Here is a 19,590-nt window from a genome sequence, read left to right as displayed (position 1 = left end):
GGGCCTTTTTCCCGGCAAAATCCCTGTCCCGCTCGGGTAACATGACGGGCCGTGCGCTACTGAAAGTGGTACACGGCGTGTGTCAGCGTTTTGCCGTAAAACGCCATAAAAATCAACGAGTTAGGGTTCATGGACCCTGACTCAGGCCAAAAAACAGGGACAGCCGTGCGTCTCAATTCGATCAAGCTATCTGGTTTCAAGTCATTTGCAGAGCCCACCAATTTCGTACTGCCGGGCCAACTGGTCGGTGTGGTGGGCCCCAACGGTTGCGGCAAGTCCAACATCATGGACGCGGTGCGATGGGTGCTGGGCGAGAGCAAGGCCTCCGAGCTGCGCGGCGAGTCCATGCAGGACGTCATCTTCAACGGCACCACGACGCGCAAGCCGGCCAGCCGCTCCAGCGTCGAGCTGGTGTTTGACAACGCCGACCACCGCGCCGGCGGCCAGTGGGGCCAGTTTGTCGAAATCGCCGTCAAGCGTGTGCTGACGCGCGACGGCACCTCCAGCTACTACATCAACAACCAGCCGGTGCGCCGCCGCGACGTGCAGGATGTGTTTCTGGGCACCGGCCTGGGCCCGCGCGCCTACGCCATCATCGGCCAGGGCACCATCAGCCGCATCATCGAGTCCAAGCCCGAAGAGCTGCGCCTCTTCCTCGAAGAAGCTGCTGGCGTTTCCAAATACAAAGAGCGCCGCCGCGAGACGGCCAACCGCCTGTCGGACACCCGCGAAAACCTGACCCGCGTCGAAGACATCCTGCGCGAACTCAACGCCAACCTGGACCGGCTCGAAAAGCAGGCCGAGGTGGCCATGCGCTACAACACGCTGCACGCCGACGCGAGCCTGAAACAGCACCAGCTGTGGTTCCTCAAACGCGCCGAAAGCGAAGCCGACCAGTCCAAGGTCAAGGCCGACGCCGAAAAGGCTGTGAACGACCTGGAAAGCCGCGTGGCCGACCTGCGCCACATCGAGGCCGACCTGGAAACCATTCGCCAGGCGCATTACTCCGCCGGCGACCAGGTCAACCAGGCCCAGGGCAAGCTTTACGAGGCCAGTGCCGAAGTCGGCCGCCTCGAGGCTGAAATCCGCTTCGTGGTCGATGGCCGCCAGCGTGTCGAGCAACGCCTGGCCCAGTTGAAAGAACAAACCGCCCAGTGGGCTACGCGCAAGGAAGACGCCGCCGTTGAGACGGAAAACCTGGCCGCGCAAGCCATTGAGGCTGAAGAAAAAGCCGAGTTGCTGGCAGCACAGACCGAAGAGCACCAGACGCAGTTGCCCGCCCTGGAAGACGCCTTGCGCCAGGCCCAGGCCAAAGCCAACGAGCAGCGCACCAGCGTAGGCCAGGTGCAGCAGCAAATCCAGGTGCTGGCCGCCGACCAGCGCAACATCGAAGAGCAGTCGCGCTCCTTAAGCCTGCGCCTTGAAAAGCTCACGGCCGACCGCAACGCGCTCAACGCCCCTGACGAAGCCCGTCTGGCCAACCTGAACACGCAGTTCACCGCCGCACAGGAAGCCCAGGCTGAAGCCGAGGCCCGTCTGCACGAGCTGACCGACAGCGTGCCGCAGCTCGACGAAGAACGCCGCACGTTGCAGCACACCGTCAATACCGAATCCGCCAAACGTGCCGACCTGTCGGCGCGCATGGAGGCGCTCAAGGCCCTGCAGGAAAAGGTCAAGACCGACGGCAAGCTCAAGCCCTGGCTGGCCAAGCACGGCCTGGACGGCCTGCAAGGCCTGTGGAGCCGCATCCACATTGAACAAGGCTGGGAAAACGCGCTGGAAGCCGCGTTGCGCGAGCGCCTCGGGGCGCTGGAAGTCAGCCGGCTCGACATGGTGCGCGGCTTTGCCGGCACCGACGGACGCGACACGCCGCCCGCCAAGCTTTCGTTCTATTCACCGCCCAGCGCCGCTGCGCCTGCGCGCGCCAATGCAGCGATCAACCTTAAGCCACTGACCGAGCTGCTGCGCCTGAATGACGCCGGCCAGTCGGCATTGCTGGGCGATTGGCTGCAGGGCTGCTATACAGCCCAAGGCCTGGACGACGCCCTGGCCGCGCGCGACAAGCTGCAGGCCGGCGAAGTGATTTATGTGCAAAGCGGCCATGCCGTCACGCACCACAGCGTGAGCTTTTACGCCCAGGATTCCGAGCAGGCCGGCTTGCTGGCCCGCGCCCAGGAAATCGAAAACCTCGACAAGCAGCTCAAGGCCCAGGCCCTGATCAGCGAAGAGGCCCGCTCCGCGCTGATACGCGCCGAAGCAGCCTACGCCGACGCCGCCCAGCGCCTGGCCACGGCGCGCCGCGAAACCGCCGAAGGCCAGAGCCGTACCCATGAGCTGCAGGTCGAAGTGCTGCGCCTGACGCAGCTGGCCGAGCAGACCCGCGCGCGCAGCGAGCAGATCCAGGCCGACATGGCCGAAATCGAAGCACAGCTGGGTGAGCTGCAAGAGCGCAAGGTCACCGCCGAAGGCCGCTTTGAAGAGCTGGACATGCAGCTGGCCGACAGCCAGGAACGCCACGCGCAGCTTGATGACCGTGTGATCGAAACCGAGCGCAAGCTGGGCGAATCACGCGAGCAGCAGCGCACGCTGGAGCGCCAGGCGCAGGAAGCCACGTTTGCGCTGCGCAGCCTGGCCTCCCGCCGCGAAGAGCTGACGCGCTCTATCGACATTGCAGCCCAGCAGGCCAGCTCTATTGCCAGTGAAGAGGCGCAAGCCCGCGAAGAACTCACGCGCCTGACCGACGCCGCCGCGCAGGCCGGCCTGCAAAGCGCCCTGAGCGTGAAGCTGGAGCGCGAAGCCGACCTGGGTGCCAAGCGCAGCCAGTACGACGACCTGACCAACAAGCTGCGCGCCAGCGATGAGCGCCGCCTGCAACTCGAGCGCGAGCTGGATCCGCTGCGCCAGCGCATCACCGAATTCCAGCTGAAAGAGCAGGCTGCGCGCCTGGGCTTTGAGCAATACGCGCAGCTGCTGGCCGACGCGCAGGCTGACCTGGCCGCGGTGGAAGAGTCCATCCAGTCCGGCAATGTGCGCCTGACCGGCCTGCAAGGCGAGATCGACCGCATCAACCGCGAAATCCAGTCGCTGGGCGCCGTCAACCTGGCCGCCCTGGACGAGCTGAGCACGGCGCGCGAGCGCAAGCAATTCCTCGACGCGCAGTCTGCCGACCTGAACGAAGCCATGACCACGCTGGAAGATGCGATCAAGAAGATCGACATCGAAACGCGCGATTTGCTGTCCAGCACCTTTGACACCGTCAACGGTCATTTCGGCCGCATGTTCCCCGAGCTCTTTGGCGGTGGCAACGCCAAGCTCATGATGACGGGCGAGGAAATCCTCGACGCCGGCGTGCAGGTGATTGCCCAGCCGCCCGGCAAGAAGAACCAGACCATTCATCTGCTGTCCGGCGGCGAAAAGGCGCTCACGGCCATCGCGCTTGTGTTTGCCATCTTCCAGCTCAATCCAGCACCTTTCTGCTTGCTGGATGAGGTCGACGCACCGCTGGACGATGCCAACACCGAGCGCTATGCCAAGCTGGTGCGCTCCATGAGCAAGGAAACCCAGTTCCTCTTCATCAGCCACAACAAGATCGCCATGGAAATGGCCGAGCAGTTGATCGGCGTGACCATGCAGGAGCAGGGCGTTTCGCGCATCGTGGCGGTGGACATGGAAGCCGCCATCGGTTTCGCCGAAGCCGCCTGATCCACGATGAGCAGTTTGCAGATCAGTCTGGCGGTGGTGGGCGGGCTGGTGCTTGCCGGCGTGGTGGCCCATAGCGCCTGGTCCTCACGCCGAAACCTGCCCAAACAGGCCACGCCGGAAGCGCCTCCTGCCGAGCAGCCCGTTGCACCGGTGCAAGACAGCGAAGGCGGCACCGCCGAACGGCAGGAGCCCAGCTTTGATGTGGATTCCGGCCTGGCATCGCTGGCGTCACTCACGACCATGACACCCGACCGAAAGCCCGGCCTCGACGTGCTGATCGACGCCGTCGCGCCGGTGGTGATCGACGGCATGGTGTCGGGCGAAGCCGCACTGGCCGCCATGCCCAGCACGCGCCGGGCCGGCAGCAAGCCTTTTGGCGTGGAAGGTCTGAGCGTCATCACCGGCGAATGGGAATTTCCCACCGCCGGCCATCGTTACAGCGCTTTTCAGTGCGGTGTGCAACTGGCCAACCGCACCGGCGCACTCAACCAGATCGAATACTCAGAATTTGTGATGAAGGCGCAGGCCTTTGCCGACGCCATAGGCGGCGAGCCGGAATTTCCGGAAATGCTGGACGAAGTGGCCCGCGCCCGCGAATTGGACCAGTTCGCCAGTGGGCACGATGCACAGCTGAGCTTTACCTTGCGTGCTGTCAACACCGCCTGGAGCCCGGGCTATGTGCAGCAAAGCGCAGGGCGGCTCGGTTTTGTCGCCGGCTCTATCCCAGGCCGTATGGTGCTGCCGGCCAGCCAGCAGGGTCATGCGCCCATCCTGGGCCTGGCCTTCGATACCCAGGCCGCCATGGCCGAAGACCCCGAGCAGACGGCGCTGCGCGAACTCACGCTGTCGCTGGATGTGCCTCAAGTACTGCGCTCTGAAAAACCCTTTGCCCGCATGTGCGAAGCCGCACTCTCCCTGGCCGCCAACATGGACGGCGTGATCATCGACGACAACGGCAACCTGATCCGTCCTGAAGCGATGGAAGTCATCCACGCCGACCTGGAGCAGTTGTACGACACGCTGGACAGTCGTGATCTGTCAGCAGGTTCGGTGCTGGGGCGGCGGCTGTTCAGCTGATTCGCCGTTAGCAGGGGGGGCGGGCGCCGGCGCGCCACTTCACGCCGGCTTCACTTTCTTCATGGCGGCCTCACGCAGGCCCCGCAGACTGTGGTCTTTTCTTGACAAAGAAATTGCACCCCATGCTGCTCCTGTTGTTTCCCTTGCTTTTGTTCGCGCTGCCTTGGGTTCTGCCGCGACGCTGGTTGCCGGCTTGCGGTCTCACGGTTTTTTATTGCGCCACCTACCTCTTTATCGATGACACCCGCGCGCAATGCACCGGGTGTGGTGGTCTGGGGGCTGCGCTGGGGTCGGCGATTTTTACATTTGCCTGCATTGGGTCTCTCATCAGTTTTCTCACCCGGTTGGCCGTGCCGATTTTTTCAGGAAAACGGAAAACAGAGCCCGGTCCAAGTGTTTTTTCGTCGGGTGCAACTACCGCATTGGCGGCTTTCGGCCTTGCCTGCGTGGTGGTGTGGCAGGCCGTTGTAATCACGAAAGCCTGGTTCGACGATGGCTTTTGGATACACGGCGCCTTGGCGGTGCTGGCGCTTGGCTGGGTAGCCCTGGGGCGGCTCTATCGTGAGGAGAGGGGGGAGCACGGTTTGCGCATTTTTAGCGGCGTTGGCGCCGTCACTACGGTCTGTGCGCTTGCCTGGTCGCTGCAGGTGCCGGCCAAAGTCATCGCTGCTGCCGAGGAAGCTGCTGCGGGGGCGCCTTATTGCCTGTTGACCAGCGGGCGTAATGGCTTGCGGCCGGCCCGTGATCGCATGGATTTGTCGGGTTTTGCAATGCAGGATGGGCCGGTTTCCCTGCGCCATGCGACGCTGGCTGTCGGCGAAAGCCGTGAGCCGGTCTGGCGATACTGGTCTTACCGGCGTGGGGCTTTCGTGCCTGAATTTTTCGGCGGCGTTCTGACCTGCGAGCTGCAACGCAACGGCGCCAAAGACCTGAGCTGGTTTCAGCCAAAGGCGGAGCCGCTGGATTCCCGGTTTTGGCTGGCTCGCGGCCAATGGCATATTCCCGCTGCCTACCTGGGTGGCGCAAGAGATCGCCCGCCGGTGCTGACTTTTTATGCACAGGGCAAGGATTTCGAACCTTTCCCGGTATCGGGCCGTAAACCGGGATTCGATGTGGGGATGATCAACGCCCAAGTCCAAGTGACCCTTTGCGACATTGACCGCCTGCATGTCTGGCAGGCCCAAAACGACAGCAACTTCACGGTCGAACCCGCAGGTACGGAGGCCGGCCTGCAGAAGCAGTCCGTGGATTCTCGGGGGTCGCCCCGCAGGGAGTTCCAATACGTCGGCCTGGATAAAACCGGGAGAATTTCGACCTGGCTGCTGTGCCACGAGGGAGGCGACACCTGCCGCCATGCCTTCCGGCGTGAAGGCGTGGTGGTCGAGTTCCAGCACCCCCGTAGCCAATTCGCGCAGTGGAAAGAAATGCAGGATGCTGCCTGGAGGCGCGTCAAATCCCTCGCGGTGGTCTGGCCTGATGCCCCGTCCCAAAGCTGCAAATCCTGAGTTCCCCGGTTGAATCACTGCGCAACTGGCGGCGGCTCCCCTAAACTGGCGGATGTTTTTAAATCGAATCAATTAAAAGGACCTCTCTGAGATGCCAGGGAACGCCAAGACACCCGTCCAGCAACGCGATGAACTGCACAAGGTCTTGCACCAGCATGCCCATCGCTACTACGTGCTGGACGACCCAAGCGTTCCCGATGCCGAATACGACAGGTTGTTCAGGGAGCTGCAAGCCCTGGAAGCCGCCCACCCCGAACTCCTGACGCCGGATTCGCCCACCCAGCGCGTGGGCGGCAAGCCGCTGGACCAGTTCGCCAGCGTGCGCCACAAGGTGCCCATGCTCAGCATCCGCACCGAAACCGATACCGAGGCCACCGGCGCGCAAAACTTCGACACCCGTGTTCGCAAGGAATTGGGCCTCGTCGAGTCTGATCCGCCGGTTGAATACGTGGCCGAACTCAAGTTCGACGGCCTGGCAATGAGCTTGCGTTATGAAAACGGCATCCTTGTGCAAGCCGCCACGCGCGGCGACGGTGAGGTCGGCGAAGACGTGACGCAAAACATCCGCACCATCAACCAGATTCCGCTTCGTTTGCCTGCCGATGCGCCGCCTGTGATGGAGGTGCGTGGCGAGGTCTATATGCGCCGTGCGGATTTCGAGGCGCTTAACGAGAAGCAGCGCGAAAAGATTGCACAAGGCGCCAAGGGTGAAAAAACCTTCGTCAATCCGCGCAATGCGGCAGCCGGCGGCGTGCGTCAGCTGGATCCGACCCTGGCAGCGCAGCGGCGGCTGAGCTTTTTTGCCTACGGCCTGGGGGATATTTCACCGGCGGAAGAGGGCGGCCCGGCGTTTGATACCCATTTTCAGCTGCTGCTGACGCTTCGTTCATGGGGTTTTCCGGTTGCAACCCAGACACAGCTTGCGCAAGGCGCTCCCGAATTAATAGCGTTTCACGAGGCCATGGGCAAACAGCGGGACAGCCTGCCCTACGACATCGATGGCGTGGTCTACAAGGTCAACAGCCTGGCGCTGCAGAGAAAAATGGGCTTTGTCACGCGCGAGCCGCGCTGGGCCGTGGCGCACAAATACCCGGCGCAGGAGCAGCTCACCACCGTGCAGGCCATTGAGGTGCAGGTGGGCCGTACCGGCAAGCTGACGCCGGTGGCCAAGCTGGCGCCGGTCTTTGTGGGCGGCGTCACGGTGACGAATGCGACGCTGCACAACGAGGACGAAGCCCGCCGCAAGGACGTGCGGGTGGGCGACACCGTCATCGTGCGCCGCGCCGGCGATGTGATTCCGGAAGTCGTCAGCGTGCTGCTCGACAAACGTGTGCCGGACGCGCCGCAGTTCACCATGCCGCGTACCTGCCCGGTCTGTGGCTCCGATGCCGTGCGCGAAGAAGGCGAAGCCGACTACCGCTGCACCGGTGGGCTTTTCTGCGGCGCCCAGCGCAAGGAGGCCATCCTGCACTACGCGCACCGGCGCGCGGTGGAGGTCGAGGGCCTGGGTGACAAGCTGGTTGAGCAGCTGGTGGATGCCAATGTCATCCGCACCTTGCCCGATCTCTACAAACTGGGCCTGACCGCGCTGGCCAGCCTGGACCGCATGGCGGAAAAGTCGGCCAACAACCTGCTCGAAGCACTGGAAAAATCCAAGCAGACGACGCTGCCGCGCTTCCTGTTCGGACTGGGCGTACGCCATGTGGGTGAAGCCACCGCCAAGGAGCTGGCGCGCCACTTCGGCAAGCTGGACGCCATCATGGATGCCACCGAAGAGCAGTTGCTGGAAGTCAGCGACGTCGGCCCCATCGTGGCCCAAAGTATTCGCACCTTCTTCGAGCAGCCGCACAACCGCGAGGTGGTCGAGCAACTGCGCGCTTGCGGCGTGACCTGGGAAGAGGGCGAGCCGGCCGCCCGGGCGCCGCAGCCGCTTTCGGGCAAGACCTTCGTCATCACTGGCACCTTGCCCACCCTGAGCCGTGACGAGGCCAAAGACAAGGTCGAGGCTGCGGGCGGCAAGGTGGCCGGCTCCGTCAGCAAGAAGACCGACTACGTGGTGGCGGGCGAGGAGGCCGGCAGCAAGCTGGTCAAGGCGCAAACACTTGGTGTTCCGGTCATTGACGAAGCGGCTTTGCTGGCCATGCTGGCGAGTGAATAAACGTGCCGGCAGGTAAAACTTCGCCCGAAGCTGATGTCGCGCGTGAGCGCGCCAGCGCGCAGCGCCGGCGGGTTTTCGAGTGGTACATCAGGTTGGCCATCGGCATGGTGCTTTTGACGGTGGCTTTCAGCAGCAAATTTACGACACCCATTCACGTGACATTTTCGGGCGGGTGGTCGTTCCTGCCCCTGGCTGACTGGGCACTCGTTTGTCTCGCAGCCGCCGTTCTCACCGGCATTGTTTCCGCTTTCCTTGAACGGCTGCACAGGGCTTCCAGTGACGTCGGCAAGCTTGCCGCGGGGTCCTTGCTGTTCGTCGGGGTTTGCCTGTTCTGCTCCCAAGCCATCGTGGAGGGCGCCAACGTGCACTTCGATTCATCTCCGGTGGCCAGAGTCACCACGCAGATTCTCCGGATCGAACCGGCCCCTTCCGGCAGTAAACGCGGGGCGACATTGCATCTCGCAGGCTGGGGTGGCAGCGAACCTGGAAAGACTGTGAGAGCAAGACAGGATGTGCGGGTTTTTCGTATGGACCTGGATGCAAAATACGCCACGTTCTATGTCCGCAAAGGGTTCTTCGGCGTGCCCTACGCCACTGAATTCAAGTAGCAGGATCATCCAGGGTTAAACCGTTAAACCGATGCTTGATTTACTGAAGGCACACCATGCAGGCGCTTGAATCCATCAGCACTCCAGATCTTCTTGACTCGCTCGTCAGCCTGTCTTCCGCCTTTGTGTTCGGCGCCCTGATCGGCTTTGAGCGTCAATACCGGCAGCGCACCGCCGGTTTGCGGACCAATGTGCTGGTGGCCGTGGGCGCCGCGATTTTTGTGGACATGGCCAACCGGCTCACCGGCTCGTCCGGCGCTGTGCATGTGGTGGCTTATGTGGTGTCGGGCATCGGCTTTCTGGGCGCCGGCGTCATCATGCGGGAGGAGGGCAATGTGCGTGGCCTCAACACGGCTGCCACACTGTGGTGCTCGGGCGCGGTGGGCGCCTGTGCCGGCGCCGACCTGGTGGTGCAGGCGGGCATTGCGACGCTTTTTGTGCTGGCCGCCAACACGCTGCTGCGTCCCATCGTCAACCAGATCAATCGCCTGCCGCTGGATGTTCAGTCGGCCGAGGTGACCAACACGGTCTATGTCGTCACCTCGGGCACCCACCAGAAAGAGGTGCTGGCCATTCTGGAGAAATCGCTGGAGGAACTGCATTACCCCACCAATGACCTGGAGGTTTATTCCTTCGGCGATGAAGGCGTGAAGATCCAGGCGACTTTGGTGGCGATTGCGGTGGACGGCGCCGTCATGGACCGCCTGGTCAGGCAACTGGGCGATTTGCCCATGGTCAGCCAGGCTTACTGGAGCGCCAGTACGACCGAATAAATAAGTCGGACTTACATGGCGTTACCGGGGTTTGCACGCCGGATGTGAGGCCAGGCGGCAGTGCCGGGCGTTGAAAAGACCTGTACACAGGAGCTTTTCATGAACTACAAGCGTTTATCTGCCCTTGCCGCTGCCGGCGGCCTGGCCGCTTTGCTGTCTGGTTGCGTCGTGGCGCCTATCGAACCTGGCCCTGTGGCGGTTTACCCGTCCCGGCCCGTTTACGTCCAGCCGGCGCCCATTGTGGTGGCGCCTGCACCCGGTTATTACCGCCCGTACCGGTACCGGTATTGGCGCTAAGAGCCCGTCTGGATCGTCAACCGGCTTTTAAGGCTCTTAAGCCTTTTCAGTGCGGCCCCGCGCCGCGATAATCGGCGCATGACCATTCGCGAAATCCTCAAAATGGGCGACCCGCGGCTGCTGCGCGTGGCCCAGCCCGTCACGGCGTTTGACACCGACGAGTTGCACTTGCTGATCTCGGACATGTTTGACACCATGCACGCCGTCAACGGCGCAGGCCTGGCGGCGCCACAGATCGGCGTTGACCTGCAACTGGTGATCTTCGGCACCGATACAGTCAACCCGCGCTACCCGGACGCGCCGGTGGTGCCTCGCACGGTTTTGCTCAACCCCCTGATTACCCCCCTGGGCCCTGAAGAAGAGGACGGCTGGGAAGGCTGTCTTTCCGTGCCCGGTTTGCGAGGCTTGGTTCCGCGCCTTTCGCGTATTCGATATAGCGGCTTTGACCAGTACGGCGACGCGATTGAACGCACGGTGGATGGTTTTCATGCGCGCGTTGTGCAGCACGAATGCGATCACCTGATCGGCAAGCTTTATCCCATGCGCATTCGTGACTTCAGCCAGTTCGGTTTTACCGAGGTGCTTTTCCCGGGGCTCGACGCGTCGGACGACGACTGATTCCATTCCTACTTCAAAGCGATAGGTCGTTGCGCCGCCTTGCCGTGCTGTAGCACTGTCTGCGGCGGCACGCCTACTCTCGCTTTGAAGTAGAAATGGAATGCGCCAGAGCGCCTCTAGGAAGGTCAAGGCGTACACTGACCGGGCTGAGGGCTATTTCGCCCCGCTTGAGCGTGTTGTCACGCAAGGAAAGTGTTCCGGATGTTGGTCGCTCCCGTTTCGGGAGCAGTTCCCATCACCGGAGCTGCTTCGCCTCCTCCCTACCTGCTGAAGTTTGAAACCGTGAGCGGCAGCGGCGATGACCTGCAACTGCGCTCGCTGCTGGACCGGCAGCAATTCCATGACCCCCTGGGCGAGGCTGAGCGCGAAGGCATCTCTTCGTCGGCCTGGCCGATATTCGGCTTGCTCTGGCCCTCGGGCCGCGTGCTGGCCCATGCCATGCTGACCTTTGAACTGGAAGGCAAGCGCATCCTGGAGCTGGGCTGCGGCCTGGCGCTGGCCAGCCTGGTGGTGCATCGCCGCGGCGGCAACATTACCGCCAGCGACTGCCACCCATTAACGGCAGAGTTTCTGCTGGAAAACCTCAAGCTCAACCATCTTCCGGCCATGAAGTACCAGACGGGTAATTGGGGACGTGCCAACCCGCTGCTGGAGCGCTTTGATTTGATCATCGGCAGCGACGTGCTTTACGACCGTGGCCAGCCTGAGGTGCTGTCGCAGTTCATCGAGCTGCATGCGCTGCCGCACACCGAGGTGCTGATCGTGGACCCTGATCGCGGCAACCGGGCCAGTTTTAATCGCAAGATGGATGCTTTGGGTTACTCGCGCACCGAAACGAAGGTGACGCAGTTGCCAGGCGCCGGCGGCGTTTACAAGGGGCGCTTGCTGCAATACCTGCGCAAACCCGCCAGCTGAAGATCAGGTATTCAGCGCTTCGAGCAGCTCAGTCTCAATCGCGATCTGAGCCTTGTTGTGCTGCAACTCGGGGCCATCGATCAGGAAGGTATCTTCCACGCGCTCACCCAGGGTGCTGACCTTGGCCAGTTGCAGGTTGATACGGTGGCGCGCCAATACACGCGCGATGCGGTACAAGAGCCCGGCCCTGTCGCTGGCCGATACGCTGAGCAGCCAGCGCTGGGCTTTTTCATCGGGCCGCAAGTCCACCCGCGGCGCAATCGGAAAACTCTTGACCCGCCGCGACACACGGCCTTTGCTCGGGGGCGGCAGAGGGCCGGGGTTTTCGATGGTGCGGTCCAGTTCGGCCTCCACCATGGCGGCCAGTTCGCGGTAATGGTCGGCCAGCGTGGGGCTCACCACCTGGAAAGTGTCCAGCGCATAGCCGTTCTTTGCCGTGTGAATCTTGGCGTCCAGGATGCTGAAGCCGGCTTCGTCAAAGTAACCGCAAATGCGCGCAAAAAGGTCAGGCGCATCGGGCGTGTAAACCAGCACCTGCATGCCTTCGCCTGCTGACGAGCGGCGCGCCCGCACAACCGCCTTGGCCTTGCCCACATGGCGTGACAGCTGGCGCGCATGCCAGGCGATATCGGCGGCTTCATGGCGCATGAAGTAACTCACGTCCAGCGTGTCCCACAGCGTCTTGTGCGCCTCAAAGGGCTCGGCGTGCAGGGCCAGTGTTGTCAGCGCTTCGCGCTTGCGGGCCTCCACCTCGGCGTCCGCGTCGGGGGCGCGGCCGCCCAGCACGCGCAGCGTGTAGCGGTACAGGTCTTCGAGCAGCTTGCCCTTCCACGCGTTCCAGACCTTGGGGCTGGTGCCGCGGATGTCGGCCACCGTCAGCAGGTACAGCGCCGTCAGGTAGCGCTCGTTGCCCACACGTTTGGCAAATGCGGCGATCACTTCCGGGTCGCTCAGGTCTTCCTTCTGGGCGATGCGGCTCATGCTCAAGTGCTCGCCCACCAGGAATTCAATGAGTTGGGAGTCTTCGGTGCTGATGCCGTGCTGGCGGCAAAAAACGCGTACGTCCTTGCAGCCCAGCTCCGAGTGGTCGCCGCCGCGGCCCTTGGCGATGTCGTGGAAGAGGGCGGCGATGTACAGAATCCAGGGTTTGTCCCAGCCGGCCGCCAGCTGCGAGCACATCGGGTACTCGTGCGAGTGCTCGGCCATGAAGAAGCGCCGAACATTGCGCAGCACCATCAGGATGTGCTGGTCCACCGTGTAGACGTGGAACAGGTCATGCTGCATCTGCCCGACGATCTTGCGGAAGATCCAGAGGTAGCGGCCCAGCACCGAGGTCTGGTTCATCAATCGCATGGCATGCGTGATGCCTTCGGGCTGCTGCAGGATGCGGCGGAAGGTGTCGCGGTTGACCGGGTCGCTGCGGAACTTGCTGTTCATCAGCCCGCGGGCGTTGTAAAGCGCGCGCAGCGTGCGCGCCGACAGGCCCTTGATGCCCACGGTCGTTTCGTAGAGCAGAAAGGTTTCAAGAATGGCGTGCGGCTCACGCACATACAGGTCGTCGCTGGCGACTTCCAGCATGCCGGCTTTGTCGGAAAAGCGCTCGTTGATCGGGCGTATGGGATAGGTATTCGGATTCAGGCGCTCTTCAATATTGAGCAACAGAATCTGGTTGAGCTGGGTCACGGCCTTGGCGGCCCAGTAATAGCGTTTCATCAGCGCCTCGCTGGCGCGGCGCGGCACTTTGCTGCCATCGTCGGCTTCAGCGGAGTAACCGAAGGACTCGGCGACGGCGGTTTGCAAATCAAACACCAGCCGGTCTTCACGCCGCCCGGCAATCAGGTGCAGGCGTGCGCGTATCAGGCTCAGCAGCGCCTCATTGGCCTTGATCTGGCGCACCTCAAAAGCCGTGGCCAGGCCGTTGCGGGCCAGGTCGTCCCACGATTTGCCCAGGCCGGCAGCGCGCGCCACCCACAGAATCACCTGCAGGTCGCGCAGGCCGCCAGGGGACTCCTTGCAGTTGGGCTCGAGCGAGTAGGGCGTGTTTTCGAATTTGTTGTGGCGCTGGCGCAGCTCTAGCGTTTTGGCCACGTAAAACGCCTGCGGGTCCAGCACGGCGGCGAGCCGGTTTTGCAGCTGGAGAAAGCTTTTCTTGGCGCCGGCCACCAGGCGAGCCTCGAGCAGTGAGGTCTGCACCGTGACGTCTTTGGCGGCTTCTTCGACGCAGCCGGAAACCGTGCGCACGCTGGAGCCGATTTCGAGGCCCACGTCCCAGCAGCCGCCGATAAAACTCTCGATCTTGGCTTTCAGGGCCGGGTTGGCGTCGACATCGGTGTCGTCCGGCAACAGCAGCAACACGTCCACATCTGAATGGGGGAACAGCTCGCCCCGGCCAAAACCGCCCGCAGCGACCAGGCAGGCTGCAGCGGGGAAGCCGGCGCGCTGCCAAAGCAGCTGCAAGGTGCCGTCAGCGTGGCGGGCCAGTTTTTGCAGCAGGCTGTGAATGCCGCGGGAAGAGGCGCCGCCGGCGCCCAGCGAGGCCAGCAGGGCGGCTTTGCCGGCCTTGTAGTGCTCACGCACCTGAGCCAGGTCGCTCATGGCTGCGTGAGCCGGCTCATGGGAAGCGTGCAGCGCGGGCACTGGGCGTGCCGGTCAGGCGGTGGCCGTGGCCTGGGCCGGGCTTTGCTGCGGCACAAACGCCGGCGTCGGCGGGCTGCCGGCGGACATCGTCAGCACCTCATAACCGGTCTCGGTCACCAAAATCGTGTGTTCCCACTGGGCCGACAGCGAATGGTCGCGCGTCACGATGCTCCAGCCGTCCTTTTCCGGGCCGTCCTTGATGTCGCGCCGGCCGGCGTTGATCATGGGCTCGATGGTGAAGGTCATGCCGGGTGTGAGCTCTTCGAGCGTGCCGGGGCGGCCGTAATGCAGCACCTGGGGTTCCTCGTGGAAGCTCTTGCCGATGCCATGGCCGCAAAATTCGCGCACCACGGAAAAGCCCTGCTTTTCAGCAAAAGTCTGGATGGCAAAGCCGATGTCGCCCAGCCGCACGCCCGGTTTGACCCGCATGATGCCCTGCCACATGGCTTCAAAAGTGATGTTGCACAGCCGTTTGGCGGCAATCGAGGCTTCGCCGACCAGGTACATGCGGCTGTTGTCGCCATGCCAGCCGTCTTTGGTGATCACGGTCACGTCGATATTGACGATGTCGCCCTTTTTCATTGGCTTGTCGTTGGGAATGCCGTGGCAGACCTGGTGGTTGACGGAGGTGCAAAGCGACTTGGGGTAGGGCACATAGCCCGGAGGGCCGTAGCCCAGGGTGGCGGGGATGGTGCCCTGCACCTGGGTCATGTAGTCATGGGCCAGCCGGTCGATTTCGTTGGTGGTGACGCCTGGTTTGACGAAGGGGGTGAGGTAGTCCAGAACCTCGGAAGCCAGCCTTCCGGCAAGGCGCATGCCTTCAATTCCTGCCGCATCTTTGTAGGTAATACTCATGGCCCTGATTATCCCACTGCTCCCAGGCGCATGCATTTTCAGCATGAGGGCAAGGGCTTTTGTGTTTTTGGCCTGAATCAAGCGCGAAAGTGCCCGTGCCCGACGCTCGCAGGACGGGATACCCGCCCAGTCACTGATAAAATTACGGGTTAACGCGAACCCCGCAAAGCCGGCCACAAACGGGCGCTTGCAGGCGGTGTTAAACCCCCAAAACAGCCATGAGCTGCCCACTTCCCACTACAAGGCCACCGCTACCGTGACCCTGCACCTGACGACTTTTGAGGCCGAACCCCACGGGATCAGCGCCCTCAGCGAATTCCGCGTCCAGCAACTCCTTCCCCGCCTGCAAGCCATCCACGACAAAATCGTCGGCATCAGTGCCCGGTTTGTGCACCTGGTGGCGACTGAATCACCCCCCTCGGACGCCGTCAAAGCCCAGCTCGCGGCATTGCTCACCTACGGCGATCCTTGCGCGGCAGGCACCGGCAAGGCCGATGACGCCCTGGTCTTCATCGTCTCCCCGCGTTTTGGCACCGTCTCTCCCTGGGCTTCCAAGGCCACGGACATTGCCCACAACTGCGACCTGGCCGTCAAGCGCATCGAGCGCATCACCGAATACCGCGTCACCCTGAAATCCGGCTTTTTCAGCAAAACCGCCCTGACCGACGCCCAGCGCGAGCAGGTGGCCGGCCTGCTGCATGACCGCATGACCGAAAGCGTGATGTTCGACCGCGCGCAGGCTGCCGGCCTCTTCACCGAGTTGCAAGGGGCGCCCCTGCAGACCATCGACGTGCTGGCAGGCGGCAAAGCCGCGCTGGAAAAGGCCAACGCGGAGTTCGGCCTGGCGCTGGCCGCCGATGAGATCGACTACCTGGTCAACGCCTTTACCCAGCTCAAGCGCAACCCGACCGACGTCGAGCTGATGATGTTCGCCCAGGCCAATAGCGAGCACTGCCGGCACAAAATCTTTAACGCCGACTTCACCATTGACGGCGTGGCGCAGGGCATCAGCCTGTTCGGCATGATCCGCAACACCGAAAAGCTGCATCCCCAGCACACGGTGGTGGCTTATTCCGACAACGCCTCCGTCATGGAAGGCTACAAAACCCAGCGGTTTTATGCCAAATCGGCCCCCAGCCCAGCAGGGACTAGCGTAAGCAGCTACCAAAGTTATAGCGCCACCAACGACGTGCAAATGCACGTATTGATGAAGGTCGAGACGCACAACCATCCCACGGCGATCTCTCCCTTCCCGGGCGCCTCTACCGGCGCGGGCGGCGAGATCCGCGACGAAGGTGCAACCGGCCGTGGCTCCAAGCCCAAGGCGGGCCTGACGGGCTTCACGGTATCCAGGCTGTTTGACGACGCTGCCACGTCTTACGGCAAGCCCGAACACATCGCCAGCCCCTTGCAAATCATGACGGAAGGCCCGCTGGGTGGCGCGGCCTTCAACAACGAGTTCGGCCGGCCCAACCTGGCCGGCTACTTCCGCGAATACGAGCAAACCGTGGGCGGCCAGCGCTGGGGTTACCACAAGCCCATCATGATCGCCGGCGGCGTCGGCACGATTGACGCCGCGCTCACCAAAAAAATCCTGTTCCCGGCCGGCACCCTGCTGATCCAGCTGGGCGGCCCCGGCATGCGTATCGGCATGGGCGGCAGCGCGGCCAGCTCCATGGCCTCGGGCGCCAATGCGGCGCAGCTCGATTTTGACTCCGTGCAGCGCGGCAACCCTGAAATCGAGCGCCGTGCCCAGGAAGTCATTAACCAGTGCGCCCAGTTGGGCGCAGCCAATCCCATCCTGGCGATCCACGACGTGGGCGCCGGTGGCTTGTCCAACGCCTTTCCTGAGCTGGTGAACGACGCCGGGCGCGGCGCGAAGTTTGACCTGCGCAGCGTGCCGCTGGAGGAAAGCGGCCTCTCGCCCAAGGAAATCTGGAGCAACGAAAGCCAGGAGCGCTATGTGATGGCGATTGCGCCAGAGTCGCTGCCGCAGTTCCAGGCTTTTTGTGAGCGCGAGCGTTGCCCGTTTGCCGTGATTGGCGTGGCGACTGAAGAAAAGCAATTGGTGCTGTCCGACAAGGACGCCGCCCCGCCGGTAGACATGCCGATGAATGTGCTGCTCGGCAAGCCGCCCAAGATGCACCGCGACGTGAAATCGGTCAAACACACGGTCAAGCCCATTGACCTGACCGGCGTGGACCTGCAGAAAAGCGCGATTGCCGTGCTGAGCCACCCGACGGTCGCTTCCAAGCGCTTTTTGATCACCATTGGCGACCGCACGGTGAGCGGCCTCACGCACCGCGACCAGATGGTTGGCCCCTGGCAGGTGCCGGTGGCCGATTGCGCTGTCACCCTGGCCGACTACAGCGGTTTTGCCGGCGAGGCCATGAGCATGGGCGAACGCACGCCGCTGGCCACCGTGAATGCAGCCGCTTCCGGCCGCATGGCGGTTGCCGAGGCCATTACCAATCTGCTGGCCGCGCCTATAGAGCTGCCACGTGTCAAGCTCTCCGCCAACTGGATGGCCGCCTGCGGCGAGCCTGGGCAGGACGCCGCGCTGTACGAAACCGTCAAGGCCGTGGGCATGGAGCTGTGCCCGGCGCTGGGCGTCTCGATCCCGGTCGGCAAGGATTCGTTGTCGATGCGCACCGTGTGGAGTGAAGGCGCTGACAGCAAGAAGGTCACCTCGCCGGTGTCGCTGATCGTGAGCGCTTTCGCCACGCTGCCTGATGTGCGCGGCACGCTTACGCCGCAACTGAACCGTGATGAGGCTGACAGCACGCTGATCCTGATCGACCTGGGCAAGGGCCAGAACCGCATGGGCGGCTCCATCCTTGCGCAGACGCTGGACAAGGAAGAGGGCGATGTGCCCGACCTGGACGACCCGAAAGACCTGGTCAACCTCGTCAACGCCGTCAATGCACTGCGCAAGGATGGCCGCTTGATGGCCTACCACGACCGCAGCGACGGCGGCCTCTTTGCCGCGGTTTGCGAAATGGGCTTTGCCGGCAACGTCGGCGTGTCGCTCAACATCGACATGCTGCTGGTCGAAGGCGACGGTATTTCCGACAGCCGCATGGATACGGGCGACAGCAAGAACTGGGCAAGCCAGGTCGGCGCGCGCCGCGAAGAGCTCACGCTCAAGGCCTTGTTCAACGAAGAGCTGGGCGCGGTCATCCAGGTCGCGACCTCCGAGCGCAACGAGGTGATGCAGGTCTTGCGTGAGCACGGCCTTTCCAGATTCAGCCATTTCATCGGCAAGACCCGCCCACAGCACGCTTCGCTGGAGGTCGGCAAGGGCGAGATCCAGGTCTGGCGCGACACCAAGGCCGTGTTCTCGGCCAAGTTGCAAGACCTGCACCAGGTCTGGGATTCGGTCAGCTGGAAGATCTGCCAGCAACGCGACAACCCGGACTGCGCCAACGCCGAACACGCTTCGGCCGGCAACCCCGCCGACTCAGGCCTGCACGTTCAATTGACTTTTGACCCGGCCAAAGTGCCGTCAGCACCCGCGCTCAATCTGTCGGCACGGCCGCGTGTGGCGGTGCTGCGCGAGCAGGGCGTCAACTCGCACATCGAAATGGCCTATGTCTTCACCGAGGCCGGTTTTGAAGCCTGCGACGTGCACATGACCGACCTGCAGACCGGCCGCGCCAAGCTGGCCGACTTCAAGGGCATCGTGGCCTGCGGCGGCTTCAGCTACGGCGACACCCTGGGGGCCGGCATAGGCTGGGCACGCTCGGTCACCTTTAACCCGGTTCTCTCTGAAGAGTTCAAGGCCTTCTTCGCACGTCAGGACACCTTCGGCCTGGGCGTGTGCAATGGCTGCCAGATGTTTGCCGAACTGGCTGACATCATTCCGGGCGCCGAAGCCTGGCCGCGCTTTACCACCAACCGCAGCGAACGCTTTGAGGCGCGGCTGAGCATGGTCGAAGTGGTGGAGTCCCCCAGCATCTTCCTGCAAGGCATGGCCGGCAGCCGCCTGCCGATCGCCGTGGCGCATGGTGAGGGTTATGCCAACTTTGCGTTCCGGGGCGATGCCTCCAAGGCGATTGCCGCAATGCGCTTCACCGGCAACGACGGCAAAGCGACGGAAGCCTACCCCGCCAACCCCAACGGCAGCGCCGGCGGCCTCACGGCTGTGACGACCGCCGACGGCCGCTTCACGGCCATGATGCCGCACCCTGAGCGCGTGTTTCGCAACATCCAGAAGAGCTGGACTTCAGGTGACGCTAGCGAGCACAGCCCGTGGATGAGCCTCTGGCACAACGCGCGCAAGTGGGTGGGTTAGGGCGCGGCGGGGTGCCGCTGCTCTGAACCGGCGTTCTCTGGCGCCGGGCCTGGCCACATGGCACGCAAGACGTGTCAGTTGTAGTCTTTTGTATTTTCAAGGGGCTGCGCGAGTCAAAACGACCTACATTGCCTGAACCGCTAAGGCCGCC

At 63.1% G+C, this 19,590-nt stretch carries 12 protein-coding genes; 10 read left to right on the top strand and 2 right to left on the bottom strand.

Annotated elements, in window-relative coordinates:
• Window positions 1-165 precede the first annotated feature (165 nt).
• From smc to BM408_RS05175, 9 genes are all read left to right on the top strand, one after another.
• Window positions 166-3,702 (top strand): chromosome segregation protein SMC, encoded by a 3,537-nt coding sequence (smc, locus tag BM408_RS05215; protein ID WP_092128488.1) that lies wholly within the window; start codon window positions 166-168, stop codon window positions 3,700-3,702.
• 6 nt (window positions 3,703-3,708) lie between these two features.
• On the top strand, window positions 3,709-4,779 hold the full coding sequence (locus BM408_RS05210; protein ID WP_092127646.1) for a cell division protein ZipA C-terminal FtsZ-binding domain-containing protein: 1,071 nt from the start codon (window positions 3,709-3,711) through the stop codon (window positions 4,777-4,779).
• Window positions 4,780-4,901: 122 nt separating this feature from the next.
• Window positions 4,902-6,284 (top strand): hypothetical protein, encoded by a 1,383-nt coding sequence (locus tag BM408_RS05205; RefSeq protein ID WP_092127644.1) that lies wholly within the window; start codon window positions 4,902-4,904, stop codon window positions 6,282-6,284.
• 91 nt (window positions 6,285-6,375) lie between these two features.
• Window positions 6,376-8,442, top strand: a complete 2,067-nt coding sequence (gene ligA / locus BM408_RS05200; protein WP_092127641.1) for an NAD-dependent DNA ligase LigA — start codon at window positions 6,376-6,378, stop codon at window positions 8,440-8,442.
• 2 nt (window positions 8,443-8,444) lie between these two features.
• The gene (locus BM408_RS05195) at window positions 8,445-9,050 is read left to right on the top strand and encodes a hypothetical protein (protein WP_092127638.1); all 606 of its coding nucleotides are present in this window, start codon (window positions 8,445-8,447) and stop codon (window positions 9,048-9,050) included.
• A 56-nt stretch (window positions 9,051-9,106) separates the two neighbouring features.
• Window positions 9,107-9,823, top strand: a complete 717-nt coding sequence (locus BM408_RS05190; RefSeq protein WP_092127636.1) for an MgtC/SapB family protein — start codon at window positions 9,107-9,109, stop codon at window positions 9,821-9,823.
• A gap of 99 nt (window positions 9,824-9,922) precedes the next feature.
• Complete coding sequence (locus BM408_RS05185; protein ID WP_092127634.1) at window positions 9,923-10,120, top strand: hypothetical protein; 198 nt, start codon at window positions 9,923-9,925, stop codon at window positions 10,118-10,120.
• Window positions 10,121-10,198: 78 nt separating this feature from the next.
• Entirely contained in the window at window positions 10,199-10,738 is a 540-nt protein-coding gene (gene def, locus BM408_RS05180) for a peptide deformylase (protein WP_092127632.1), read from the top strand.
• 201 nt (window positions 10,739-10,939) lie between these two features.
• Complete coding sequence (locus BM408_RS05175; protein WP_092127630.1) at window positions 10,940-11,653, top strand: class I SAM-dependent methyltransferase; 714 nt, start codon at window positions 10,940-10,942, stop codon at window positions 11,651-11,653.
• A gap of 3 nt (window positions 11,654-11,656) precedes the next feature.
• Here BM408_RS05175 and BM408_RS05170 read toward each other — a convergent pair whose 3' ends face one another.
• Window positions 11,657-14,248, bottom strand: coding sequence for a [protein-PII] uridylyltransferase (locus BM408_RS05170; RefSeq protein WP_092127628.1), 2,592 nt, complete (start codon window positions 14,246-14,248; stop codon window positions 11,657-11,659).
• 54 nt (window positions 14,249-14,302) lie between these two features.
• Window positions 14,303-15,145 carry a type I methionyl aminopeptidase gene (gene map, locus BM408_RS05165; RefSeq protein ID WP_092127626.1) on the bottom strand — a complete coding sequence of 281 codons (843 nt, stop codon included), beginning with the start codon at window positions 15,143-15,145 and terminating at the stop codon, window positions 14,303-14,305.
• Between the two features lie 256 nt (window positions 15,146-15,401).
• On the opposite strand from map, the gene purL reads away from it, so the two are divergent.
• Window positions 15,402-19,439 carry a phosphoribosylformylglycinamidine synthase gene (purL, locus tag BM408_RS05160; protein ID WP_092128486.1) on the top strand — a complete coding sequence of 1,346 codons (4,038 nt, stop codon included), beginning with the start codon at window positions 15,402-15,404 and terminating at the stop codon, window positions 19,437-19,439.
• The last annotated feature ends 151 nt before the right edge of the window (window positions 19,440-19,590 follow it).

The sequence above is a fragment of the Polaromonas sp. YR568 genome, assembly GCF_900116715.1.
Lineage (GTDB): Bacteria > Pseudomonadota > Gammaproteobacteria > Burkholderiales > Burkholderiaceae_C > Polaromonas.
This window is presented reverse-complemented; position numbering and strand designations above follow the sequence as displayed.